Origin of the sequence: Sulfurovum sp., assembly GCF_049668085.1 — a bacterium.
Taxonomy (GTDB): domain Bacteria; phylum Campylobacterota; class Campylobacteria; order Campylobacterales; family Sulfurovaceae; genus Sulfurovum.
Genome location: NZ_JBATIY010000024.1, coordinates 1 through 25,396, shown reverse-complemented (window position 1 = coordinate 25,396; position 25,396 = coordinate 1). Strand labels below are relative to the sequence as shown.

The window sequence follows — 25,396 nt, the reverse complement described above, 5'->3', positions numbered from 1 at the left end:
CTTTTTCTTTCTAAAGAGATACTTTGGACGATCATGACAGTCAATTACATCTATATGTATAGCAAACGTGCAAAAGCATGGAAGCTATTTTCTCAAGGTGAGGTAGCACTCGCTAAAGCACAGATGAGTTTGATTCCTAACTTACTTTTACCGATCAATATTGTATTAGGAATAGTAGCGTTATGGTTAGGTGTATCTCTTAGAGGACTGTAATGCTTTTATTGTGTTCATCTTCTGAAAGCAGGGCGTTACTTCTCAATAATTTTGGGATCGATTTTGTCCAAAGATCAGTAGATTATGACGAAGAGCAGATCACGACACCCATTGCAAAAGATTTTGTCTATGCTGCAAGCAAAGGAAAGTTGGATGCAGCGATTCGTGAGTTTGGATTGGAGATACCTTTACTTTGTGCAGATACAGTTATCGCAGCTTCTGATGGGACAATCTTACGAAAAGCTAAAAATGTAGAAGACGCAAGACGCATCTTGAACATACAAAGCGGCTCTACAATCTCTATCATCTCCTCTGCACACTATAAATCAAAGAGACTTGCATTTTCGGATATTTCAGCAACGCATTATCATTTTTCAAAGTTTGAAGAAGAGGATCTTGAGAGATATCTTGAGAGTGGGTTATGGGAGGGAAAAGCAGGGGGATGTATGGTCGAAGGTTTTTGTAAAAAGTACATACAGTCTGTAGATGGATATGAAAGTACAGCTATGGGACTACAAGCAGAATGTCTCTTGCCATGGATAAAGGTTGGAAGTTAAAATGTATGAAAATGAACTAAAAGCCCTTAAAAAAGCGGGACGATTTAGAGAACGTAAACTTTTTGATGACAGGTTGGATGACCTGGCCTCTAATGATTATCTGGGTTTATCACTGAATAAAAAACAGTTTAAAAAAGCAGTAAAGCTTGTCAATGAGTATGACACAGTAAGTTCTAAAGCCAGTATGCTGGTCAATGGTTATCATCCTATTCACAGGATCTTTGAAATGACCATGGCAGAGTATAACGGCTTTGAAGAAGGACTTGTAGTAGGTTCTGGGTTTTTAGCCAATATGGCGCTTATAGAAGCGTTAGTCCGTAAAGGGGATGTACTCTTTATGGATGAAGAGTATCATGCTTCTGGGGTGATGGCTTCACAACTTTTGGGAGACAGGGTAGTCACATTTGCCCATAATGATGTAGATGACCTAAGAGAAAAGTTAGCAGCACATCCTGCCAAAAGACAGATCATCGCAGTGGAAGGTGTATACTCAATGGGTGGAGATCTTTGTAAGAAAGAGATATTTGACCTTGCTGATCAAGTCAAAGCCCTGCTCATTGTCGATGAAGCACATAGTGCAGGGGTACTTGGACTAAAACTTTTGGGCATCTTTGAATATTATGGTATCAGGATTAATGAAAGGCATATTAAGATGGGAACACTGGGCAAAGCCTATGGCTCTTATGGTGCATATATTTTGGCTTCCAAAAATGTGATCAGTTTCTTGGAAAACAGAGCAAAACCTATTATCTACTCTACGGCACCTTCTGTATTTGATACAGCATTGGCACTGGTCAATGTAAAACATATACGTAAAAATGCAGAAATATATAGAAAGAAGATCTTGGATCGACAGATGGCGGTAAGAAAACAGTTGGATATCAACTGCCAAAGCTTGATCGTACCTATAGAGATGCCAAGTAATGAGCATTCACTTTATGTACAAAAAGGACTGATGGCTCAAGGGTATCTTGTGGGAGCCATACGACAGCCTACAGTTGAAAAACCTATTATGAGGGTCATACTCAATTTGAGTGTCTCTGTGAAGAAAATGAGACATGCGTTGGCACTCATTAGCCATAACTCGGTACAATAATAACTAAAAATAAAAAATGATGTATATAAAGGGTCTGTGTGTTCAATAGTTTAGTAAAAGGTTCTATTATCTTAGCAATGCTATTTGGTGTAGCATTGACTGCAGCATTTATATATGCGTATGAAGAGATATCTTTGGATGCGGATAAACTTATTAACTATAAGCCCGAGACCTCTTCTATCATCTATGACAGACACGGCGAACAATTGGCATACGTTTTTAAAGATCAACACCGTCTTTACGCGACGTATGATGAGATACCAGGGTACCTTGTTGAGGGACTTGTCGCGATGGAAGATACAAGATTTTTTGAACATAATGGTGTAAACCCCGATGCCATTATGAGAGCGATCATTAAAGATATTCAAGCAGGTGCTTTTGTTGAGGGAGGAAGTACACTAACCCAACAGCTTATCAAGAACAAACTTCTCTCAAATGAAAAGAAACTCGCCCGTAAGCTCAAAGAAGCCATTTTGGCACTCAAGATAGAACATGAGTTAAGCAAAGAAGATATTATAGAACGTTATCTTAATGAGATATCTTATGGAAATAACTATTTTGGTGTCAAAACTGCTGCAAATGGTTACTTTCATAAAGAGCTCAATGAGTTGACCCTCAAAGAAGCGGCTATTTTGGTAGGGTTACCAAATGCTCCAAGTTTCTATAATCCACTTAAACATTACAAACGTGCTTTAGACCGTGCCAATAATGTCCTTTATCGTATGAAAAGTATAGGGTGGATCACACAAAGTGCTTATCTTAAGGCGGTGAAAGAATCCCCTAAAGTCTATAAAACCTCTTTAACACAAAATATAGCACCAGGTATCGTGGATGAAGTACTGAGACGGTTTAAAGGAAAACTGGGTGATATACGTACTGGGGGATATCAGATCTATACTACTATAGATATGAAACAGCAAGCTATAGCAAAAGAGGCGGTTGATTTTGCCTATAATAAAGCACTTAAAAAATACAATGAAAAAGCAGAAACCTCTACATTAAATACCGCATTTGTGGCTGTTGAGAGTAAAACAGGTGATATTTTGGCAATGGTTGGTGGGGCTGACTATAAAAGATCTGCCTATAACCGTGTGACACAATCCAAACGTCAGCCTGGATCTGCATTCAAACCGTTTATCTACCAAACAGCATTAGACATGGGGTACAATCCTGCAAGTCCATTGACAGACCTTGCAAGAACATTTCAATACTACCTGAACGGTAAACCAAAAATTTGGGCACCGAAAAATTATGAGCGTGACTTTAAAGGATTTGTTCCATTCAGAGAAGCATTGGTACATTCACGTAACCTTGCGACGATCAATCTGGTGGCTGATCTGGGTGTGAGTACCATACGTAAAAGATTGGAATTTTTAGATGTACCACATATACCTAGGGACATGTCTATCGCCTTGGGTAACCTTGGGTTAAGTCCGCTTAAAATGGCGCAGATATTTTCTGTATTTGCAAATGAAGGTCACATGATAGCACCAAGATTAGTAAGCAAGATCGTATCCAAAGAGGGTGCAGTGATCTATGAGACTCGCCCTAAAGAGATAGAAGACTTCACGACGCCGGAACAGGCTTACTTGATGACAGATGTGTTAAAAGAGGTTGTTCAAAGAGGTACAGGTAGAAATGCACGAGTAGAAGGTATAGAGCTTGCAGGAAAAACAGGAACAACCAATAACAATATTGATGCCTGGTTCTGTGGATATTCTCCAACTATTGAAACCATTGTATGGTTTGGTAGGGATGATAATAAGCGTATAGGAAGTAAAGCAACGGGTGGGGCATTGGCTGCGCCGGCATTTGCATATTACTATAAAAAATTATTAGAGTTGTATCCAGAGACAAAGCGAACATTTGACATTCCTGAAGGGGTATATAGAGGAGAGTATGAAGGTAAATCAGAACTCTATACGGCACAGTCTCCACTCCCTGATAGTTATAAAAAACCAACACAAATGTATGATGAAGATAATCCATACTTAGTAGAAGAGACGGAGATCTTAGAAGATATTGATCCTGATAATGGAGAGATAGGATTTGCACCTACGATCAATATCGATGAAGATCCCGTTTCTGAGAGTGGATATAATAATAATGAAAGTGAGAGTGAAGAGGAAGATGATCCCCTTCACCCTAAAAGAAAAGTACCATTGACACCTGTTTCCAACGATAGTGGTACCTTATTTTAAGGATGCAAAAAGAGTTGATCTTTATCCTTGACCCTATGTGCTCATGGTGTTGGGGATTTGCTCCTATCATTGAAGCATTAGTAAAAACACAATCTGACAGATATTATTTTTCACTAGTAGTAGGGGGTTTACGTACAAAAGGTGAGATGCTTTGGAATGAAACGTCTAAGGATTATCTTAGAAGTCATTGGAAACAAGTATCACACAGAACGGGACAAGCGTTTTCAGATAGCTTATTTGACAAAGAGCAGTTTGACTATGACACGTATCCGGCATGTAAAGCAGTTGTCTCTGTACGTGAACTTTTTGGGATGCAAAGTGCTTTTACTTATCTGCATACGATACAGGAAGCTTTTTATACCAAAGGGAAAGACATTACAAATGTAGATGTTTTAAGTGACCTGCTTAAAGGGTCAGGATTGGACAGCAGTTCATTTAAAACATTTTTTGAGAGTGACAGAGCACAACTTCTCATGGAACATGATTTTGCAAAAGCACGTTCTATGGGAGCCAATGCCTTTCCTTCTATAGTCGTTGTAGATGAAGAGGGACACATGGTATGCCAAAAAGGCTACAGAAGTTTGCTTGAAATACAAAAGCTATTAAAATAGAATTTAGACATCATCATATTGGAGAATACACATGCATAGTTTTGCACCAGGGATCATACTTATAGCCATACTTGGACTTGTCGTCTTTTCGGATGCACTGGCCAATAAATTTAAAATACCTTCCGTTTTTTTACTACTGATCGGTTCTTATACGCTCTATACCTATGTTCCTATGGCTGTACCTATAGACCTGCCACACTATTTTGATACGATCATACTTTTCTGTATACCGCTTATCTTTATGGGTGATGCGTTACATCTGCATTTTAGTGACATTAAAAAGCATAGTTGGAGCATCTTCTATCTGGCAGTGATCGCGGTGGCTCTTTCTATCACAGTGGGTGCAAGTATGTACTACTTTGGGATATTTGAAGGGCTTACTCTTGGCGCTTATGTCTCTCTTTTTGCGATCAATATGGCTACTGATGCGGTTAGTGTGCAGTCGGTACTTTCACGCTTTAAAGGGATAGGGCATGATATCAAAGTGTTGATCGAGGGTGAATCTTTGGGAAATGATGCTACTGCGGTCATAGCCTTTTTCTTTATTGGACTTCCTTGGATGATGAACGGTACGATAGATGCAGGTGAAGCGACTATGGATGCATTGCGTGTATTTGCGATGAGTATCGGGATTGGAATTGGGCTTGGATATCTTTTCTATATGCTGATGAAACTCATCAATGAAAAGCGAGGAGAGCTTTTTATTTTTATTATTGAAGCCTATTTCGCATATATATTGGCAGAGCATTTGCATATCAGTGGTATCTTGACATTGATCACGGCGATCATTGCGACCAAAGCTTGGATCGATATCGATATTAAGACCTTAAATGAAGAGGAAGCTAAAAAGAACAAAACATTTATACAAAAGCTTCGCCTACATGGTATTGACTCGACGACCTCTGAGCGTATGGAATATATCTATGAGATGACAAAAGAGTTTGGGTATATCGCAGCTGTAATGATCTTCTTTGTTTTAGCAGAGATGGTAAGTCTCGAGAAGTTTTGGGAGTATAAAGTTGAGATACTGACAATGTTCATCATTACCACATTGATCCGTGCAATCTCTATGGCCAAGTTTGCTTTTTGGGGAAGTAAGTTCGAGCAGATCAAACCGGTAGGTTTTGAAGGATGGTTTATCCTCACTTTCTCGGGAATGAAGGGCGCACTTTCGATCATCCTGGTACATATGATCCCATCAAGTTTTGAGTATAAAGAGTTCTTTGAAGTGGTGACCACGGGTGTGGTCATGATGTCTATTTTTGTCTATGGAACAGTACTTTGGGGATATTTTACCTTTATAAAACAAGAGGATGAGCCTTCAATTTTTAAGAAATAAGTAACTTTTTCTTCCAGGAAATCAATAACCTGTCTTTGAAGTTTTATTTTTTCCAGCTTACTCATGTTGATTAGTGTAAATAATATATGAAAATATATCCTAGTTTTGAATGAAATAATAATAGAGAAAGTTTATATATTTAGAAAGGGTTAGGAAAGGTGTAGAAAAACTATTCCCTCAAAAAGAGGGAATAAGATATTAACAAGAGTAAGTTGTAAAGAACTCAAATCCTGTAGGTCTAGCTTCATCTGGGTGTACTTGACTTGCAAACATATATTGTCTGTAAGTAGTAATAAACTCATCTGTCATAACAGGTCTAAGGAAATCGAAGTCTTCACGAAGACCCAAAAGCGCTTCTCTTAGTGTACGAGGCATTTGCGGGATATTTTTATCTTTGATCTCATCAAGTGTAAGTTCAAATAGATCGATATCCATTGGACCAACAGGTACATCAGCATTTTTAATACCATCAAGGCCTGCAAGCATAAGTACTGCAAAACAAAGGTATGGACAAGCAGTTGAATCTGGGAATCTAGTCTCGATTCTAGTAGCCATCTCACCCGCACCATAAGGGATACGACATGCAGCTGAACGGTTTTGACTAGAGTAAGTCAAGATAGATGGTGCTTCAAATCCAGGAACAAGTCTTTTATATGAGTTTGTACTTGGGTTTGTAAATGATGCAACAGCACCAGAGTGTTTGAAGATCCCACCAAGGTAGTTTAACGCCATTTGAGAAAGGTTTGCATATTCACCCTCTTTATAGAAAAGGTTTTTACCGTCTTTCCAGATAGACTGGTGTACGTGCATACCGTTACCATTGTCACCAAAAAGTGGTTTAGGCATAAATGTTGCAGATTTACCATTAAGGTGAGCAACCATTTTAACAACATACTTGTATTTTTGAACATTGTCAGCAGCTTCGATCATATCACCAAACTTGATACCGATCTCACCTTGTGCTTGTGCAACTTCGTGGTGCCCCAACATGACTGTCAAACCTACTTCTTCAAGAAGAAGCATCATTTCAGCTCTTAGGTCTACCATTGTATCTGTTGGCATAGTTGGGAAGTACCCACCTTTTGTACCTGGTCTGTGACCCATGTTTCCTACTTCTCCGTAAGAAGTACTGTAGTTCCATTCACCCTCTTCAGAGTCTACTCTATACCCTGATTCATTGATACCTGACCAGATCTGAACATTTTCAAAGATGAAAAATTCATTTTCAGGACCAAAGTATGCTTCGTCACCCACACCAGACTCTTCCATATACTTAAGTGTCTTTTTAGCGATAGATCTTGGGCATCTCTCATAAAGGTCATTTTTGTAAATATCATAAACATCACAAATAACAATAATCGTACTGTCAGCAGTGAATGGATCTAGGAATGCCGTAGGCACATCCGGCTTAAGAAGCATATCTGATTTGTTGATCGGCTGCCAGTTTTCGATAGATGACCCATCAAATGGTAGACCACCCTCTAGTTGCTCAGCTGTTACTGCACTCATTCTATAGCTGATATGGTGCCATGTACCTTTAATGTCTGTAAATCTAAAATCTACAAATTCTACCTCATTTTCTTCACAATATTTAAAAAACTCATCTGTGTTGTTTACAAATTTACCCATGTAACTTCTCCTATTTAAATTTAATTATCCTATATTGTAGCCATAAATAAATTAGTTACATCAGAGTTTGTGCTTAAAAATTAATCAATTCTCTATCACGACCTTCAAAAGTCGCAGCCTTTGTATATCCGACATCTTTTGCAAGTGTTGTTGCAAGATCATAACTGAACCCGATTTGATCCACTGCATGTGCATCTGAAGAGAAGGTAATAGGGATATCAAGGGCATACGCTTCTTCGAGTAATCCACGTGAGGGATAGAGTTCTCCTATAGGTTTACGCAGACCGGCAGTATTGACTTCCAGTACCATATTGGACTTTTTGATGGCTTGAAGGGCATTTTTTGCTAAGAGTCTTACATCTTTCTTTGGCATGAATTTAAATACCTTGATCAGATCAAGATGTCCGACGATATCAAACTTGCCGGACTCTGCCATTGCTTCAGTGGCTTCAAAATAGGCTTGCCATATCTCATCTATATCTTTGTTCTCCCACCCGGCTATGAATTCGGGATTGTCAAAGCTCCATTTGTCTATGAAGTGTACGGAACCAATAAGATAATCTACTTTAGCCTGTAAAACACGGTCATCCATGTGTCCGGGAAGATAGTCCACTTCATAACCAAAAAGTATATTGATGTCATCTTTATACCGTTCTTTAGCCGTTAATATATCATCTGTATAGGCTTGCATCTCTTCAAAAGCAAGACGGTAGTGTGGATCAAAATCCATCGGGGCATGTTCAGAAAAACCATAAATATCTATGCCCAGTTCTATGGCTTTTTGGATGTATTCATCAACAGTACCTTCGGCGTGGTTACAACGTGTTGTGTGGTTATGTATATCTATTCTCATGGGTTGATTTTAGCATAAAAAGTGTTTTTTACTACTAATTGGGTAAAATAAGAGCAAAATATATCCTTATAGGTAAAAGATGACAGCACAAAACAAAGTAGAACTTTTAGCACCGGCAGGTAATTTAGAGAAGATGAAAATTGCTCTAAATTATGGTGCTGATGCCGTATATGGTGGAACAAGTACTTTTTCACTGCGTATACGTTCAGGCAAAGAGTTCGATATGGAGTCTTATGCTGAAGGGATAGAGTATGCCCATGCACGTGGCAAAAAAGTGTACTCTACAGTGAACTCCTTTCCTTTTAATTCACAGATGAAACTTTATGAAAACCATATCGCTAAAATCGCGGAGCTTAAACCCGATGCACTGATCGTGTCTTCTCCAGGGGTTGTGAAGATAGCACATAAAATAGCACCGGATATTCCTATACATCTTTCTACACAGGCGAATGTCATGAATGCGATGGATGCAGAGGTCTATTATGACTTAGGGGTTAAACGTATCATTGTGGCACGTGAGATAAGTTTGAAAGATTGTGAAGCGATCAAAACACATATCCCCGATTTGGAGTTAGAGATATTTGTACATGGTTCCATGTGTTTTGCTTACTCGGGTCGCTGTCTTATCTCTTCATTACAAACAGGACGTGTACCCAATCGTGGATCTTGTGCAAATGACTGTCGTTTCCCTTATGAGATCTATGCACATAATCCTGAGTCTGGTACGACTTTTAGATTGGATGAAGAAGAGGGTATCGGCACTTACATTATGAATGCTAAAGATATGAATATGGCTTCACATGTGGATGAGATACTCAAATCAGGTGTGGTCGATTCACTTAAAATTGAAGGTCGGACAAAGTCTCCATATTATGCTGGTGTGGTTACAAAAGCCTACCGTCATGCCATAGATGATTTTTATGCTTCTGACTTTGATGAAAAACGTTACCAAAAAGAACTTGGTACCACACAAAACCGTGGATTTACAGACGCATATCTTCTTTCTCGTCCTTTTGACCGAAATGATACAGAGTCAAATGCATTTTCGATACAGTATGGTACACATCAGGTTGCAGGACTGGTCAGTGAAGATGGTTTGACCTGGAAGTGTAAAGATAAAACATGTGTAGGTGATTCTGTGGAGATCGTTTTACCTGTGGATGCCACTGTCGAACTTGTCGATAATGATATTGGTACCATAGCGGAAATAGCAGGATCATATGTCATCACCTTTAAAAAGCTGACGACTAAAGAGGGTAAAGAGCTGGAGTGTGTGCATAGCGGGAATGTGAATGAAATTCTCCTACCTGCAGCGTTACCAGGATATACTATCTTAAGACGTGAGATCGCAGAAGCGTTAGAAAAAAAGGGACTGACTGAAGTGTCAACACCAATGAAGTTAGAATCCAAAGGTGTATAAGTATTTGAGATTAAAAAAGGATAAACAATGAAATTTGTATCTATTGTTATCGCTTCAAAAAGCGATTATGAGATAATGGTTGAATGTACTGAGACATTAAAAAAATTTGGTGTGCCGTATGAGCTTATTGTCTCCTCTGCGCATAGAAGTCCTGAGAGAACTAAAAACTATATTCAAATAGCAGAAGAGAAAGGGGCGCAGGTATTTATAGCTGCTGCTGGAATGGCAGCACATTTAGCTGGTACAGTTGCGGCCCATACCACTAAACCTGTACTTGGTGTGCCTATAGATTCAGGATCACTCAAAGGGGAAGATGCACTGTTAAGTACAGTCATGATGTCAGAAGGTATGCCTGTAGGCACACTTGCCATTGGTAAAGCAGGAGCAGTCAATGCTGGGTATTTAGCGATTGAGATCATGGCACTGCAGGATGATGAACTTAAGGTCAAGCTTCAAGAAGACAGGATCAGTAAAGCAAAAAAAGTAGAGCTTGATTCTTCTGAAATTGAAACCATACTATAATAAATATATAAGAGATAAAATAGATGAATAAAAACGCCATAACTTTTAGTGATATGCTCTTGAAGCTTCAACAATACTGGTCAGAACAGGGGTGTAATATTGTGCAACCCTATGACATCCCTTCCGGTGCAGGGACATTCCACCCTGCGACACTACTGAGAAGTCTAGATTCTCAGCCTTGGTCTGCTGCGTATGTGGCTCCTTCACGCCGTCCTACAGATGGACGTTATGGAGAAAATCCTAATCGTCTTGGAGCATATTATCAGTTTCAAGCACTTATCAAGCCCAGTCCTGACAATATTCAAGAGCTTTACCTGAAGTCTTTAGAATACTTGGGACTGAACTTACAAGAGCATGATATCCGTTTTGTAGAAGACAACTGGGAGTCTCCTACTCTAGGTGCCTGGGGTCTTGGTTGGGAAGTGTGGCTTGATGGCATGGAAGTGACGCAGTTTACATACTTTCAACAGGTCGGTGGTATCGCTTGTGACCCTGTAGCGGTAGAGATCACTTATGGTACAGAGAGACTTGCCATGTACTTACAGGGTGTAGATTCAGTCTATGATCTTGTATGGAACCGTATGGGTGAGAGTGTGACTACTTATGGTGATGTGCACAAAGAGACAGAGTATGAATTCTCAAAATATCACTTTGAAGTGGCCAATGTAGAGAATCTGTTCCAGCACTTTGAAGATGCTTCTAATGAGTGCCAAGTCTGTTTGGATGCCGGGCTTCCTTTGCCTGCCTATGACCAGTGTATGGTTGCTTCTCATGCATTTAATGTACTTGATGCAAGAAAGGCGATCTCTCAGGCGCAGAGACAGAATTATATTTTGAAAGTACGTGAACTCTCTATCGGGTGTGCACAGCTTTACAAGGACCAAGAGCAAGAGCGTAATGAACGTGTTAGAGGCTAGAATTAGCATCTGTATAGAAGGGATGAACCGGTGATTGAAAAACTAGTGACTTCAAGTTTGAAAATGGGTGTGATCGCTGGTGGGCAGCTTGGTAAAATGCTAATTCAAGAGGCGAGTAAATGGGATATAACTACCTATGTGCTTGACCCAGATGAAGGATGTGCTGCACGTAATGTGACCTCTGTCTATATTCAAGGGGATTTTACAGATTTTGAGACAGTGTATGAGTTTGGAAAACTTGTGGATATTTTGACCTATGAACTTGAGAATATCAATATAGAAGCATTGCAAAAGCTTAAATCGGAAGGTTACAAAATCGTACCTGATCCAAATATATTGGCATTGATACAAGACAAGGGACTGCAAAAAGAGTTTTATGCCAAACATGATCTCCCTACATCACCTTTCATATGCTGTGCAGATGAGGAAGAGATAGGAGAAGCTATCCAAAGTGGAAAGCTTGCTTACCCTTTTGTACAAAAACTGCGAAAAGGTGGTTATGATGGACATGGTGTTTCACTCATTCACAATAATGATGTCACACTGCTAGAGGGCTCATCAATGATCGAAGAAAAAGTAGATATCGATAAAGAGATAGCAGTGATAGCCGCAAGAAACAGTGATGGAGAAGTGCGTTGTTTCCCTGCTGTTGAGATGACATTTAATGATCAGACCAACCTGGTAGAAGAGATTTTCTGTCCTGCAAATATCACATTGGAACAAGCTAAAACAGCTGAAACATTATCGAAAGATATTATTGAAAAGTTGGATATGGTTGGACTTCTGGCCATTGAGTTCTTTATAGACAAACAAGGTCAAATACTCATCAATGAAGTGGCGCCAAGACCACATAATAGTGGGCACCATACCATAGACAGTGTTGTGACATCCCAGTTAGAACAGCTGCTTCGTGCGATACTTGATCTGCCTTTGGGAAGTACAGAGTTAACCAGTGCTTCCGTGATGCTTAACCTTTTGGGAGAACCTGGGTATGAGGGACAGGTTTATTATGAAGGATTTGCTGATTGTCTAGCTATAGAGGGTGTCAAGATCCATCTTTATGGTAAAAAAAGCACAAGACCTTTCAGAAAAATGGGTCATGTGACAGTGTTGTCAGACAGTGTTGATGGTGCATTAAAAAAAGCAAATAAAGTTAAAAATAAACTAAAGGTTAAATCATGGGAAAAGTAGTGGTGAGTATCGTTATGGGATCAGACTCTGATCTTCCTGTTATGCAAGAGGCTGCAAATATGTTAGAGCAGTTTAATGTTGGATATGAGCTGGACATTGTCTCGGCACATAGAACACCAGAAAAGCTTTTTGAATTTTCAAAAGAAGCGCATAAACGTGGGATCCAGGTTGTTATTGCAGGTGCTGGAGGTGCCGCGCATTTACCCGGTATGATAGCTGCGATCTCTCCCCTACCTGTGATCGGTGTACCTGTTAAATCAAGTAATTCTATAGATGGTTGGGACTCGATACTCTCTATCTTACAAATGCCAGGTGGTGTCCCTGTGGCTACAGTGGCACTTAATGGTGCTAAAAATGCAGGTATTCTAGCTGCACAGATCGTATCAACAGCATCTGAAGAGACCAGAGATAAGATCATTGCTTATAAGCAGACGCTTAATGATCAAGTGATGGAAAAGTCAGAGCGCGTAAAAAAGTAAGAGTATCAGTATGAAACTACAAGAAATATACAATCATTTAGATCAGGTAAGTCCTTTTGAACTTCAAGAGAAGTGGGATAACTCCGGACTTATCGTGGGAGATATGTCAAGAGAAGTATCCCAGATCGTAGTGGCATTGGATATTGATCAGGTGATGATAGAAAGTACAGATGAAAATACACTTTTTGTGGTGCATCATCCGCTTATCTTTGGAAATTTAACACAGCTTGACTTTTCAAAATACCCTTCAAATCTACTTGAAAAAATGATACTCAAAAAGCAGTCCATTATTGCTTTGCATACAAACTTTGACCAGACCCATTTGAACAGATATGTTTTTGAAAAGGTTTTAGGCTTCAAATTAGAGTCACAAAACCCTTTTGTATGTACAACAAAAGGAGAGTGGCATTATAAAGAGCTTTTGACCCTTTTAAAAGAGAAATTGAACTTGCCTACACTCAAAGTTATAGGTAAGAAAGAAAAGATCAGATCTATTGCTTTAACCACCGGTGCAGGGGCTTCACTTATGGATGAAGTTGAGGCTGACTGTTTTTTGACCGGGGACATTAAGTATCATGATGCCATGAAAGCGATGAGTGAAGATTTGATGATGGTAGACATAGGACATTATGAAAGTGAGAAGTTTTTTGCAGAGATAATTTTGGATGAGTTGAAAGTTTTACCTCTTTTAGCTATAATTTCGAATTCAAAAAACCCATTTCATATTGAAACAATATAAAGTATGGGTCAAACCTCTCAAAATAATGATTGAGAACCCGTAAACTCCAAAAGGACAGAGATTGAACAAACATCTAAATGAGCTCATCGAGCTTTCAAAAATTGACAAAGCTATAGACAGCTACACTCCACAACTGGAAGCAGCAAATAAAAAAGTAGCAAAAATAGAAAAGAAGATCAATGCAGCACAGGCTGAACTTGATACATTGAATGCAAGTATCATTGAAAATGATGCAAGAGTAAAGACATTTGAAGAGCAACTTACAATGCTGAATGAGCAATTGGCTTCAAATGCAAAAAAATCTAAAGATATCACAACAGAAAAAGAGATGAAAGCACTCTCTTTAGAAGAAGATATCGCTAAAGAAAAGATGACTTTTGCAAATGAAGAGATAGAAAGACTTCAAAATATCAATGCAACGACAACATCACTTTTAGATGAGGCAAGTGAAAAAGTAAAAGCACTTACTGAAGAATATACAGCGATGAATGAAGTAGTGTCTGTAGAGAGAGCAGAGATCGAACAAAGCAAGGGTGAACTTTTTGTTGAAAGAGAAAAATCGAGCAGAGACCTTGAACAAAAAGTACTTGCATTTTATGAAAAGATCCGTATTTGGGCAGGTAATACAGCGGTTGTTCCTGTTAAAAAACAAGCATGTTACGGATGTTACATGAAGCTCAATGACAAAACGTATTCAGAAGTGATCAAAGCAGATGAAATTTGTAACTGTCCTCACTGTGGAAGAATTCTCTATATAGAGAGTGTTACAGCAGAAGCATAAGTGATGCACTATGGAGAAAACTTTCTTTTTTCTCTATAGTCTCCTTTCTTTTTTACTTTACCTTGTTGCCCTACCTTTTTTACTTGTATTCTCCTTTAAAACTAAATATAAAGAGTCACTTCCTGCAAGGTTCTTTTTATGGCATAACAAACCTTTAAAGCCTCATGGTATTTGGTTTCATTCTTGCAGCTTTGGAGAAGCAAAAGCCATCAAACCTTTAGTGGATGCATTGCCGCAAGAGAGTTTGCGTATGAGCTCAACTACGCATACGGGCTTTAAAGTGATAGGGGGTTATACGAAAGAGAGCAGATATCTGCCTTTTGAACCTTTGCTTTTTGGATGGCTGAACCCACAAAAGGCACTGGTAGTGATGGAGGCTGAGTTTTGGTATCTTCTTTTTGTATTGGCACAAAGAAGAGGGGCTAACACTTTGCTTGTTAATGCACGTATGAGTGACAGGTCTTTTCCCAAGTATGAAAAGATAGGATGGCTCTATAGACAGATCTTTAAGCATATAGATGAAGTCTACGCACAAACACCTAAAGACAAAGAACGTTTAGAGTCCTTGGGTGCCAAAAACGTCATTGTGACGGGTAACATTAAGTTGGCCTATTTACCTACGATAAGCAAAGAGATCAAAAAACCGTCAAGTTTGGTTGTCTGTGGAGCCAGTACGCATGAGGGTGAAGAAGCGCTCATTCTGGATGCATTTGCCACGTTTAAAAAAGAACATCCGGGTGCAGTTTTACTTTTAGTACCTCGTCATCCGGAACGTTTTGACAAAGTAGCTAAAATGACGGAAGATTTTGCTGAAGAACATCACTGTACGACACAACGTTATTCTGAAAATGAAGTCTTAAGTTCTGATATTGTGTTAGTAGATACTTTGGGTGAATTGGTCAATATGTATGCTATCAGTGACATCGTAATACTTGGAGGAGCATTTGAGCCTATAGGTGGTCACAATGCAGCAGAGGCAGCACAGTTTGGCTGTAAGATCATCTCAGGTAAGCACTACTTCAACCAAAAAGATATTTTTGATGCTATTGAAGGTATAGCAATAGTAGAAGCATCCAACCTTTCAAAAAGATTGCTACAGCATGGAGTGCTTAAGTCTGCAGAGATAAAAAACAAGAGTGACATCACAGCTATTGTAGAGAGCTTAAAAAGTGTTCTATAATATAGAAGATGAATTAGTGAGTTTACGTATCAAAGTACAACCAAATGCCAGCAAAAGTGAGTTTTGTGAAGTGTATGGTTATGATGCTATCAAGATACGCATTAAAGCACCTGCAGTAGAAGGTGCAGCAAATAAAGAGTTAGTAAAGTTTCTTGCAAAAAGTTTTAAAGTCTCAAAAAGTGATATACTTTTTAAAACAGGACAAAACAGTAAGATCAAAATAGTGGCATTCCCCCTGAATGATGCATTTAAAGAGTGGATAGCAAAAACCAAGGAAATATAAATGGCAACAGATAAAGCATATAAAGTTCTGGCATTGGCACAGGACATTTCAAACAATAAAGCCAAAGAACTGATAGACAGAGGACTTGTCTATGTGGAAGATAAAAAAGTAAAGATAGCAAGAGCTGAGATACGTACGGATACGATCTTCCGTATAGAATATCCTGAGGATATAGAGATACTTTACGAAGATGAAGATATCATTGCAGTCAACAAACCTGCACAAATAGACAGCTATGAGATACAAGACACTATAGAAGGTGCAGAACTTCTGCACAGACTTGACAGAGATACATCAGGTGTACTGCTATTGGGGAAGAACAGAGCATTTATAGAACGTGCGATCAAAGAGTTTAAAAACCGCAACGTTGAAAAACATTATGTGGCATGGATCGAGGGTGTTCTGTATGAAAAAATAGAGATAGATGAACCTATATTTACTGTTAAAAAAGGGAAAGCATTTTCTATGATAGACCCTGTTCGTGGTAAAAAAGCACATACGATAGTAAAACCCGAAGAGGTGCAGGGTAAAAAGTCGAAGGTGAATATAGAGATTACTACGGGTAGAACCCACCAGATCCGTGTACACCTTGCACACATAGGACATCCTATAGTTGGGGATGAACAGTATGGAAGCCGTACGCAATCAAAACGTATACTTTTACACTCTGCCAAAATGAAGATACTTGATTATGAGTTTAACGCAAAAGAGCCGAAAGACATCGCGAGATACAAATAAAATCAGGAAGCCAGATGAAATTAAAACTTAAATATATTGTCCTAGTATTATGTCTCAGTATGAGTGTAGTACATGCAACTGTAGAAGATTATCAAGTGATCTATCAGGAAGAACAAAAAGAGTTTAATCAACAGATGAGTCAAGAGATCAAAAAGTCGGTCATATCTTCATCAAAAAAAGTACAAGAGCTCTATAGAGCGATCAATTATCGACCAGTCTGGGTTGATAAAGATTATTTGACACAGTATGCTGAATTGTTGGTGCATGAGCTTAAATCAGATTTTGAAAAAGGACTACATCCGGAGCTTGTAGCAACATACAAGAAACTTGTGCCAAATGAGGAGAAGATCTTTAACTCTGAGTCCTTGGGAGATAAAGTAGTTATAGAGTTAGGTCTTATGAATCTTTATGTCAAGCACATAGGTGATATCCTTAAAGAGAGAAAGAGTAAACATACAGCGCTATCTTTACTGCAGCATGCACTCAAAGAGAAAAGTTTGATCCATGCACTCAATGCCATTTCTGAAGAGAGAATTACCTATCGTACACCTATGATGGACTCAAATATGACAATTATCCAAGAGAGTGAAAAGATGGATATGGATAACATCACAATGCTCAAAAGTGATGATGAAAAAGAGAGACTTACGGCGATGTATGATCTGCTCAATTTTCAGCCAGTTTGGATCACTGAAGTAGGATTCTCTACCTATACAAAAGATCTTTTTAAACATATAGAGAATGATATTACGCTTGATAGAAACAGTGATACTTTTAAAAGTTATCTAGAACTTAAAGCAATCCAAGTACCTGAAGATAAGCAAAAGATCGTTGCCTATGAATTTGAAATTGCCAAACTCTATCAAAAGTATATGTCACATACCCTTTATGGAAATATAGACTGGAAATCATTTCAAGCGAAATTAAAAAAGAAACGAAATGCTGACTGGGTGGTACATGAGGTACTTTCGTCTCCTGAGTCACTGCTTATAGAAGCGATCAGTCACGGTTCATTGGATTATGCATTTAAAGAAGCAAAGCCTCTTTTCCCTCTTTATGATAAATTACTTGTAGCATTAAAGAAGTATCAAGAGATCGTAAGCGCTGGAGGATGGCAGAAACTTCCTGAGTTTAGAGATATTGAACTAGGGATGAAAGATGCCGTCATCCCGGCAATAAGAGAAAGGTTGGCCATAGAAGGTGACTACCAGCCTTGTCTTGAAAATAATGACACAGAACTGTATGATAACTGTCTTTTACATGCAGTCAAGAAGTTTCAAGCCAGACATGGTTTGACAGATGCAGGATATATAGGATCTATGACACGTAAATCGCTTATGGAGACTGCAGAAGAGAAAGTGGCGCGTATCAGACTCAATCTTGATCGTATGAAATGGGTCAAACGGAGCCATGACCGTTATCAGATCTGGGTGAATATTCCCGGATATACTATGTATGTCTTTGATGAGAGTGAACTCATGGAAACGATGCGTGTGATAGTGGGAAGAAACGGACATAATACACCGGTATTTTATAACAGGGTGCGTACGATCGTGCTCAATCCATACTGGAGAATACCTGCAAGTATTATTAGAGGAGAGATGATCCCTAAACTCAAAAAGAACCGAAACTATACCAACAGCAAAAAAATAGAGATCCATACAGGTTATTCGGAACATTCTCCTAAAGTTAACCCTCATAATGTAAATTGGCATAAGTATGGACGTAAACTACCACCTTACAAGTTTATGCAGTCTCCTGGTAAACATAATGCCTTAGGTAAAGTTAAATATCTTTTCCCAAACAAGTACTCAGTCTATATGCATGATACCAATCAACCGGAACTATTTTCTAAAGATGTGAGATCTCTAAGCCATGGTTGTGTAAGGTTACATAAACCAGTTGATCTGCTTGAAACATTTTCAGTTATGGATCCTAAAATAGATTTTGAAAAAGCCCAGGCAACGCTGGAACATAACAAAAAAACACCAATTCGATTATCACACTCTATTCCTGTTGATATGATCTATCTTACAACGTGGGTTGAGAATGATGGAAGTATAAACTTTAGAGATGATATCTATGGGTATGATAAAATGCAGATATTAACGAGTAAATAATTCAGAAGATTTACTATAGAGAGGTCATTTGTATGACTACAGCTGTGATGTGGTCTGATTAGGATTTAAGCCCAAGTAGGGTAAAATCGCGTCAATATAAATAATAAAAATCTTAGATAAAATCGCAACATTATATTGAGAAAATAGATAAGAAATAAGGTGAAAAATGTTTGATACTTTAACCGACAGTTTTAAAAATGCTATAGGCAAAATTCGTTTTCATGATGATGAAAAAGCACTGAAAAAAGCAACTGCTGAACTTAAAAACTCACTTTTAAAAGCAGATGTGCACCATAAAGTGGTCAAAGAACTCATCACCAGTGTTGAGATCGAGACTAAGCAAAACGGCGTAGGTAAAGATAATTTTCTAAGAGCACTTCAAACTAAACTCACAGATATTTTAACGATAGAGGGTGCACCTAAAGGTTTTACTTTTGCCTCTAAACCCCCAACCGTTGTCTTGATGATAGGTTTACAGGGATCTGGTAAAACGACCACTACAGGTAAATTGGCCTATTTTCTGAAAGAGCAAAAGAAGAAAAAAGTATTGGTTATTGCAGCGGATCTACAGAGACTTGCAGCGGTTGAACAACTCAAGCAGATCACTTCACAGATAGAAGTGGAGCTTATGGCAGATGAAAATGCGACACCTGTAGAGATAGTCAAGCAAGGACTTGCAAAGGCCCAAAAAGAGCTTTATGATGTTGTTCTTATTGATACCGCGGGACGTTTAGCCATCGATGATGAGCTTATGGATGAACTGGCAGAAGTAAAAAGTGTAGCAAACCCGGATGAACTTTTCTATGTAGCGGATGCGATGACAGGTCAAGATGCCGTCAGAACAGCACAAACATTTAAAGAGAAGATAGGTATCACGGGTGTGGTACTTTCTAAATTTGACGGAGACTCTAAAGGTGGGGTTGCACTTGGACTTACACAACAGGTAGGAGCACCACTTCGTTTCATTGGTGCGGGTGAAAAGATGCCAGATCTTGAGCAGTTCATTTCAGACAGGATCGTAAGCCGTTTGATGGGTGCAGGAGATGTTGAATCACTTGCAGAAAAAGCAGCAGCTGCCATAGATCCTAAAGAAGCAAAGAGATTTACACAGAAGATCAAAAAAGGTCAGTTTAACTTCAATGACTTCTTGTCACAAATGGAACAGATGAAAAAGCTTGGAAGTATGAAGTCTATCATGGGGATGATCCCTGGTATGGGTAACATGGCAAAGCAGATAGGCGATATGGATCTAGAGAATTCTGATGAAATTAAGATGATCAAGGCGATGGTCTCGTCTATGACAGAGAAAGAAAGAGAAGATCCGGACCTGCTCAACAACACACGTAAAAGACGTTTAGCCGCAGGTGCAGGACTAGATCAGGTACAAGTGAATCGTGTACTTAAGCAGTTTAAAAATGCAGCAAAGATGGCTAAAAAAATGTCAGGTAAAGGTGGTATGAAGCAGATGCAAGACATGATGGCACAGATGCAAGGTGGTGGCGGTTTCCCTGGTGCTCCACGCTAAGATACGACCTACTTCTGTATAAGGTGCATACAAGCAGTGGCCTTATACTTACTCGAACCACGTACTTTAATAAAATCTTTATAATTTTTATGGTAAAATCGCGTTCCAAAAGAATTTATGAAGTGTTGATGAGTGTTTTAGTCATTAAAAAACAGTTGTCAGTACTTGTTACGAAAATGCATAGCTTTCCTCAAGATAAGCATTAAAACAAATGAAAAAACAAAGGACATAATATGACAATGATCAGAATGACAAGAATGGGTAGAAAAAAGAAACCATTTTATAGAATCGTAGTAACAGACAGCAGAAAAAGAAGAGATGGTGGTTGGATCGAAGCAATTGGTCACTATAACCCAGTAAGCGTAAACAAAGATCTTACTCTTGATGAAGAGAGATTGAACTACTGGTTAAGTGTTGGTGCACAAATGAGCCCAACAGTAACTAGACTAGCAGGTAAAAAATAGTCCTAATGGTGAAAGACTTCTTGCTCTCATATACCAAGCTTTTGGTAAACAACCCTGAAGATATCTCCATTGAGATCTCAGAGGTTGATGAGGGGTTTGATGAGATTACGATCTTTGCAAACAGTGAAGATATAGGTAAACTTATCGGTAAAGAAGGAAGAATGATCAATTCTATCAAAACAGTCATCTCCGGCTGTAAAGCAAAAGGCGGTAAAAATTATCGCGTAAATGTAAAAGCTTCCGAGTAACAATCTTATGTCCAATGACAATTCTCTTATCGCTCAGATAGGGCGAACCATAGGACTTTGGGGCGACCTTAAATTTCATCTTCATACAGATTTTCCAGAACAGTTTAAAGTAGGTAAGACCTATAAAAGTAACCGTGGGGATCTTACTATTGCAGATATTAATCTTACACGAGGGATTATTCGTTTTACAGGGTATGAAAGTATCGATTCTGCAAAAAAATTGACCAATACGAAACTTTTTTCCAACGAAGAACAAACGAAAGAAAATTGTGACTTGAAAGAGGGGCAACACTTTTGGTTTGATGTCATTGGCTGTGTAGTAAAACAGGATGATGACGTTTTAGGACTTGTAGAAGATATACAACGTATGGCAGATACCGATTATCTTTCTGTAAAAACAGAGGGGAGTCTGGTTGAAGCAGGCTTGTCTAAACACTTTTTACTTCCTTATATAGAACGTTACATTATTAAAGTAGATACAGAAGAAAAAATAGTTTATACCAAAGATGCTAAAGACATTCTAGAGGCTAGTTAATACTATGCGTTTCTCTTTCGTCACACTTTTCCCCGATCTTATCAAAGGCTACTTTTCCGAAAGTATCTTAAAACGTGCCATAGAAGATGAAAAGATCTCTATCGATTTTTACAATCCACGTGATTTTACGACAGATAAACACAAGCGTGTGGATGCACCGATGATAGGTGGAGGTGCAGGTATGCTTATGACTCCACAACCTTTGATGGATACGCTTCGCAAGGTAAGAGAAACCTCTGAGAAGGCACACGTAGTGTTTCTGTCTCCTGTAGCTAAACCTTTTACGCAAAATGATGCAAGACGTTTAGCGAGAAAAGAACATGTAGTGTTTGTGAGTGGACGTTATGAGGGTATAGACGAACGGGTGATCGAAGCACAGGCGGATGAACTTTTTTCTATAGGAGACTTCATCTTAACAGGTGGTGAATTGGCGAGCATGGTGGTTTGTGATGCCATTAGCCGTAATGTTGAAGCGGTGTTGGGGAACAGTGATTCTTTAAGTATAGAGAGTTTTGAAGAATCACTTTTAGAAGCCCCTTCTTTTACAAAACCTAAAAATTATGAGAACAGTGAAGTAGTTTCAGAATTTCTAAAGGGTAATCATAGTAAAATCACGGACTTAAAAAGAGGGCTGGCTTTGTGTAAAACAAAGTATTTTCGCCCAGACTTATACAAAAAAGGTATAACACATGAGAAATAAATACATTGAAAGCTTCGAACAAGCACAACTAGAAAACAGAAACATCCCAGCATTCAGAGCAGGTGATACAGTAAGAGTAGCGGTAAGAATTAAAGAAGGTGAAAAAACAAGAGTTCAGAACTTTGAGGGTCTTTGTATCGCTATTAGAGGTCAGGGAACTGGTAGAACATTCATGGTAAGAAAAATGGGCGCTAACTCTGTTGGTGTTGAAAGAATCTTCCCACTTTACTCAGACTCAATCGAAAGTATTGAAGTACTTAGAAGAGGTAGAATCAGAAGAGCTAAATTGTTCTATCTTAGAGAGCTTAAGGGTAAAGCAGCAAGAATCAAAGAACTCAGAAGAAAATAATCTTTCTCTTTGCTTCACAGCATTTTCGACTAAATGGGCTTTGTTCCATTTGGTCACTTACTATTAGTAATCTTCCGTATTTCACAAAACCTATTTATCCAAAACTACTACAAATCAAAAAGAAATCTTTACTTTCTTAGGTACAAAACTTTTTAATTAAATTGCTATAATATTTTAAAATTTATTTAGGGATTCCTTTATCATGTTATCGGCTATTAAACACAGATTTATATCACTTCTACAACTTCTACTTGTGATTACCTATATCATTTTTGAAGAATTGATCTGGGAAGGAATCGCAAAGCCTATCTATAAAGCTGTTCATGGGCTGAAAATTCTTCAGAATATTGAAGCCAGATTAGAGACTGTAAATCCTTCAGTTATTCTTGTGATATTTGTTGTTTTACTTGTCATTGTCGAAGCAGCTGGTATTTATGCAGGGATGTTATTTGTAAGTGGACAGGTTGCAATAGGTTTGGTATTATATATTTCCAAGATACCTATCGCTGCATTTACTTTTTGGCTTTTTAGAGTGACAGAAGATAAGCTTATGCAGTTTGGTTGGTTCAAGTGGATGTATGACTGGATCATGAAAGCGATTGAGTGGATCAAATCCAGTGAAATACATCAGAAAACCATAGAATATCTGGTGCATGTTAAAATGAGTTTCAAAGCATTTAAAGAAAAATACTTTGCAGGGAAAAGTCCTTTTATTGAGAAAATAAAACAGCTTTATACGACACTTAAAGAGTCATTGAGAAAATAGGTTGAATATGAAAAAACGACTTCTTTTATGGAGTGTACTCCTGCTACTTGTTACTCTAATGATCATGTTCAGCCATGAGGAGATCCGTGCTTTTGTTGTAGCGATGTTTTTAAGAATCATATTGTTCGTAAAGAAAAATCTTTTTGCATTGTTCGCTGCCTTTTTTTTAGTCAAAGGAAAGTTTATCTTGACCCTTTTTCTCAAAAAGCTTGCACTCCTTTCTGCAACAGGATTGGGGAAACGTTATGTGGTGGAAAAAGTAGTGATGGATAATGTAAAAACACACTTTTTTGATCATCTCGCAGATGATATTAGAAGAGTAGTGCGACATGCAAAAAAGAATTTTAAAAACTTTCCTTTAACTAAAAAGATCATTACTGTTTTTGCTTTTCTTGGCTCATTGGGCTTTATAGGCAAGTTCATGGGTGGCATGATCGCTGTTAAAGTATTTTTGGCAAACGTATGGAGTTTTTTACTGGCGCTATTTTTGAAAATAGGCACAGCGATCACTTATTTCTTTACAGATTATCTGTGGGGTAGTTGGCTTGCACCCATTGTTGAAGTGGTTATCTTTACCTGGTTGCTCTCATGGATGGAGAAGGTGCCATTCCTGGCAAAAGGATTACGTAAAGTATATGATTTCTTTATTTTTTGGTTTGGATGGTTGGAGTATTATCTGGAAAAGGTATTTCATATTCCTGTCAAGGGCTTTTTAAAGTGGCTGGTTCAAAAGATACAAAACAGTATATATTATTTTATAGGGTATGAACATGTATCAATATGGAAAAGATTAAAACAAAGAAGAGCTCTCAATCCAAATAAGTATACCCAGCTTATTGAGAAGCGAAACAAAAGAATGCAAAAGAAAAAAGAGCGTACTACTTTTTCTCCTCGTGATGTGGTGTTGGCAAAGAGAAAACCTAAAGGATAAATATTATTTATGGCCACTGCCACCGGTTCGCGCTACTAGTTCATTCATCTTATCCCCACCTATGTTATAGGCTTCGCCAAATCCAAAAGTCGCTTCACCGTAAATGGGTTTAAGGGCATAGAGATTAAAGTCTTGCATGCCCATGAGCATGGTGACCATCCCCGAATCAAACTTATCTTGAAAATGTGCCATGATGTTTGTAAAGGTTTGGTCATCTCTAGAGATAGAAGTGACATCACACTGCAGTGAGATACGTTTTCTTGCAAAGATATTTTTACTCTTGGTTTCATCTTCTATAAAAAATGCTGAAGCTTGAGGGGTTGCTTGTATGTTCTTGGCATGTGTTGCAATGTTTGAAATAAAAATATAGACTTGTTCATCATCATAGTAAAAAGGTGCGTAGGAGGAGAAAGGGTATCCATTACTTCCCCGTGTTCCTAGTACCACACTCTGATACCCATTTAATAATTCTGTAAGCGTCTTCATCTATTCTCTATTTTTCATAGCTTGTTGGGCTTCACGGTTGAGTGTTTTTGCTTTTAGATCAGCACGTTTATCATGCAGTTTTTTACCTTTGGCTATCGCGATGCTCACTTTGGCAATGTTGCGTTCATTGAAGTAGATCATCAGAGGTACGATAGTCAGACCATCTTTGTGTACTTTAACATAGAGTTTTTCCAACTGCTTTTTGTGTAAGAGAAGTTTTCTTGGCATACGCGTATCAGGTGTAAAATGCTTGTTCGCTGTCTCAAGATGGGCAATGTGTGCATTCATAATGTGCAGTTCACCCTGAATAAATCGACAAAAAGCATCGGCAAGATTGGCACGTTTGGCACGTAGTGCTTTGACTTCAGCACCAGCCAATACGATACCCGCTTCAAATTTTTCAAGTATCTCATAATCATGTCTGGCTTTTTTGTTCTGTGCTACGATGTTGATCGCCAAATCGGTCCTTTTATCTTTAATTTGTAGAATTATATCATATAATTCACTATGGATAATACAGAAA

The 25,396-nt window shown here is 38.4% G+C and carries 28 protein-coding genes and 1 pseudogene; 25 read left to right on the top strand and 4 right to left on the bottom strand.

All coding sequences use genetic code 11. The features are described 5' to 3' along the window. From WBM70_RS01905 to WBM70_RS01880, 6 genes and pseudogenes are all read left to right on the top strand, one after another. Positions 1 to 213, top strand: a pseudogene (locus WBM70_RS01905) (hypothetical protein); the annotation flags it as partial. Next, a complete protein-coding gene (maf, locus tag WBM70_RS01900) occupies positions 213 to 770 on the top strand; it encodes a septum formation inhibitor Maf (RefSeq protein ID WP_424556829.1) in 558 nt (185 codons plus the stop codon). The pseudogene WBM70_RS01905 and the gene maf, both read left to right, overlap by 1 nt. Further along, positions 760 to 1,866 (top strand): aminotransferase class I/II-fold pyridoxal phosphate-dependent enzyme, encoded by a 1,107-nt coding sequence (locus tag WBM70_RS01895; protein WP_424556828.1) that lies wholly within the window; start codon positions 760 to 762, stop codon positions 1,864 to 1,866. The genes maf and WBM70_RS01895 overlap by 11 nt, the downstream gene beginning before the upstream one ends. A 38-nt stretch (positions 1,867 to 1,904) precedes the next feature. Then, the gene (locus WBM70_RS01890; RefSeq protein ID WP_424556827.1) at positions 1,905 to 4,067 is read left to right on the top strand and encodes a transglycosylase domain-containing protein; all 2,163 of its coding nucleotides are present in this window, start codon (positions 1,905 to 1,907) and stop codon (positions 4,065 to 4,067) included. Positions 4,068 to 4,081: 14 nt separating this feature from the next. Further along, positions 4,082 to 4,678, top strand: coding sequence for a DsbA family protein (locus WBM70_RS01885; protein ID WP_424556826.1), 597 nt, complete (start codon positions 4,082 to 4,084; stop codon positions 4,676 to 4,678). Between the two features lie 31 nt (positions 4,679 to 4,709). Beyond that, entirely contained in the window at positions 4,710 to 6,017 is a 1,308-nt protein-coding gene (locus WBM70_RS01880) for a cation:proton antiporter (protein WP_424556825.1), read from the top strand. A gap of 198 nt (positions 6,018 to 6,215) precedes the next feature. Here the strand turns inward: WBM70_RS01880 and glnA are convergent, their stop codons facing one another. Beyond that, on the bottom strand, positions 6,216 to 7,646 hold the full coding sequence (glnA, locus tag WBM70_RS01875; protein WP_424556824.1) for a type I glutamate--ammonia ligase: 1,431 nt from the start codon (positions 7,644 to 7,646) through the stop codon (positions 6,216 to 6,218). Positions 7,647 to 7,719: 73 nt separating this feature from the next. Next, the gene (locus tag WBM70_RS01870) at positions 7,720 to 8,499 is read right to left on the bottom strand and encodes a histidinol-phosphatase (RefSeq protein ID WP_424556823.1); all 780 of its coding nucleotides are present in this window, start codon (positions 8,497 to 8,499) and stop codon (positions 7,720 to 7,722) included. Between the two features lie 79 nt (positions 8,500 to 8,578). Here WBM70_RS01870 and WBM70_RS01865 point away from each other — a divergent pair, with 79 nt between their 5' ends. The 19 genes from WBM70_RS01865 to WBM70_RS01775 all read left to right on the top strand — a co-directional run bounded on the left by WBM70_RS01865 (position 8,579) and on the right by WBM70_RS01775 (position 24,387). After that, positions 8,579 to 9,919, top strand: a complete 1,341-nt coding sequence (locus WBM70_RS01865; RefSeq protein ID WP_424556822.1) for a peptidase U32 family protein — start codon at positions 8,579 to 8,581, stop codon at positions 9,917 to 9,919. 27 nt (positions 9,920 to 9,946) lie between these two features. Next, positions 9,947 to 10,441 carry a 5-(carboxyamino)imidazole ribonucleotide mutase gene (purE, locus tag WBM70_RS01860; RefSeq protein ID WP_424556821.1) on the top strand — a complete coding sequence of 165 codons (495 nt, stop codon included), beginning with the start codon at positions 9,947 to 9,949 and terminating at the stop codon, positions 10,439 to 10,441. A 23-nt stretch (positions 10,442 to 10,464) separates the two neighbouring features. After that, positions 10,465 to 11,358 (top strand): glycine--tRNA ligase subunit alpha, encoded by an 894-nt coding sequence (gene glyQ / locus WBM70_RS01855; protein ID WP_424556820.1) that lies wholly within the window; start codon positions 10,465 to 10,467, stop codon positions 11,356 to 11,358. 30 nt (positions 11,359 to 11,388) lie between these two features. Next, positions 11,389 to 12,549 carry a 5-(carboxyamino)imidazole ribonucleotide synthase gene (locus WBM70_RS01850; protein WP_424556819.1) on the top strand — a complete coding sequence of 387 codons (1,161 nt, stop codon included), beginning with the start codon at positions 11,389 to 11,391 and terminating at the stop codon, positions 12,547 to 12,549. After that, positions 12,537 to 13,028 carry a 5-(carboxyamino)imidazole ribonucleotide mutase gene (purE, locus tag WBM70_RS01845; protein ID WP_424556818.1) on the top strand — a complete coding sequence of 164 codons (492 nt, stop codon included), beginning with the start codon at positions 12,537 to 12,539 and terminating at the stop codon, positions 13,026 to 13,028. The genes WBM70_RS01850 and purE (WBM70_RS01845) overlap by 13 nt, the downstream gene beginning before the upstream one ends. Positions 13,029 to 13,038: 10 nt before the next feature. Further along, positions 13,039 to 13,767 carry a Nif3-like dinuclear metal center hexameric protein gene (locus WBM70_RS01840; protein ID WP_424556817.1) on the top strand — a complete coding sequence of 243 codons (729 nt, stop codon included), beginning with the start codon at positions 13,039 to 13,041 and terminating at the stop codon, positions 13,765 to 13,767. Positions 13,768 to 13,828: 61 nt separating this feature from the next. Further along, positions 13,829 to 14,548: a zinc ribbon domain-containing protein gene (locus WBM70_RS01835; RefSeq protein WP_424556816.1), complete on the top strand. Its 720-nt coding sequence runs from the start codon at positions 13,829 to 13,831 to the stop codon at positions 14,546 to 14,548. 10 nt (positions 14,549 to 14,558) lie between these two features. After that, on the top strand, positions 14,559 to 15,728 hold the full coding sequence (waaA, locus tag WBM70_RS01830) for a lipid IV(A) 3-deoxy-D-manno-octulosonic acid transferase (protein ID WP_424556815.1): 1,170 nt from the start codon (positions 14,559 to 14,561) through the stop codon (positions 15,726 to 15,728). Next, positions 15,718 to 16,011 (top strand): DUF167 domain-containing protein, encoded by a 294-nt coding sequence (locus WBM70_RS01825; protein ID WP_424556814.1) that lies wholly within the window; start codon positions 15,718 to 15,720, stop codon positions 16,009 to 16,011. The genes waaA and WBM70_RS01825 overlap by 11 nt, the downstream gene beginning before the upstream one ends. Continuing rightward, a complete protein-coding gene (locus WBM70_RS01820; RefSeq protein WP_424556813.1) occupies positions 16,012 to 16,749 on the top strand; it encodes an RluA family pseudouridine synthase in 738 nt (245 codons plus the stop codon). It abuts the gene before it with no gap. A 14-nt stretch (positions 16,750 to 16,763) separates the two neighbouring features. Continuing rightward, on the top strand, positions 16,764 to 18,869 hold the full coding sequence (locus WBM70_RS01815) for a L,D-transpeptidase family protein (RefSeq protein WP_424556812.1): 2,106 nt from the start codon (positions 16,764 to 16,766) through the stop codon (positions 18,867 to 18,869). A 166-nt stretch (positions 18,870 to 19,035) separates the two neighbouring features. Further along, positions 19,036 to 20,394: a signal recognition particle protein gene (gene ffh / locus WBM70_RS01810; protein WP_424556811.1), complete on the top strand. Its 1,359-nt coding sequence runs from the start codon at positions 19,036 to 19,038 to the stop codon at positions 20,392 to 20,394. Between the two features lie 233 nt (positions 20,395 to 20,627). Further along, positions 20,628 to 20,858 (top strand): 30S ribosomal protein S16, encoded by a 231-nt coding sequence (rpsP, locus tag WBM70_RS01805; protein ID WP_424556810.1) that lies wholly within the window; start codon positions 20,628 to 20,630, stop codon positions 20,856 to 20,858. Positions 20,859 to 20,863: 5 nt separating this feature from the next. Beyond that, on the top strand, positions 20,864 to 21,106 hold the full coding sequence (locus tag WBM70_RS01800; protein WP_424556809.1) for a KH domain-containing protein: 243 nt from the start codon (positions 20,864 to 20,866) through the stop codon (positions 21,104 to 21,106). Between the two features lie 7 nt (positions 21,107 to 21,113). Beyond that, the gene (gene rimM, locus WBM70_RS01795; RefSeq protein ID WP_424556808.1) at positions 21,114 to 21,641 is read left to right on the top strand and encodes a ribosome maturation factor RimM; all 528 of its coding nucleotides are present in this window, start codon (positions 21,114 to 21,116) and stop codon (positions 21,639 to 21,641) included. Positions 21,642 to 21,645: 4 nt separating this feature from the next. Further along, positions 21,646 to 22,341 carry a tRNA (guanosine(37)-N1)-methyltransferase TrmD gene (gene trmD, locus WBM70_RS01790; RefSeq protein ID WP_424556807.1) on the top strand — a complete coding sequence of 232 codons (696 nt, stop codon included), beginning with the start codon at positions 21,646 to 21,648 and terminating at the stop codon, positions 22,339 to 22,341. Next, positions 22,331 to 22,690 (top strand): 50S ribosomal protein L19, encoded by a 360-nt coding sequence (gene rplS, locus WBM70_RS01785; protein WP_424556806.1) that lies wholly within the window; start codon positions 22,331 to 22,333, stop codon positions 22,688 to 22,690. The genes trmD and rplS overlap by 11 nt, the downstream gene beginning before the upstream one ends. Positions 22,691 to 22,892: 202 nt before the next feature. Next, positions 22,893 to 23,456: a hypothetical protein gene (locus WBM70_RS01780; protein WP_424556805.1), complete on the top strand. Its 564-nt coding sequence runs from the start codon at positions 22,893 to 22,895 to the stop codon at positions 23,454 to 23,456. A gap of 7 nt (positions 23,457 to 23,463) precedes the next feature. Next, positions 23,464 to 24,387 (top strand): hypothetical protein, encoded by a 924-nt coding sequence (locus WBM70_RS01775; protein ID WP_424556804.1) that lies wholly within the window; start codon positions 23,464 to 23,466, stop codon positions 24,385 to 24,387. Between the two features lie 3 nt (positions 24,388 to 24,390). Here the strand turns inward: WBM70_RS01775 and WBM70_RS01770 are convergent, their stop codons facing one another. Both WBM70_RS01770 and smpB read right to left on the bottom strand, forming a co-directional pair. Further along, positions 24,391 to 24,873, bottom strand: coding sequence for a HugZ family protein (locus WBM70_RS01770; protein WP_424556803.1), 483 nt, complete (start codon positions 24,871 to 24,873; stop codon positions 24,391 to 24,393). Further along, entirely contained in the window at positions 24,874 to 25,332 is a 459-nt protein-coding gene (gene smpB / locus WBM70_RS01765; RefSeq protein WP_424556802.1) for an SsrA-binding protein SmpB, read from the bottom strand. Between the last annotated feature and the right edge of the window lie 64 nt (positions 25,333 to 25,396).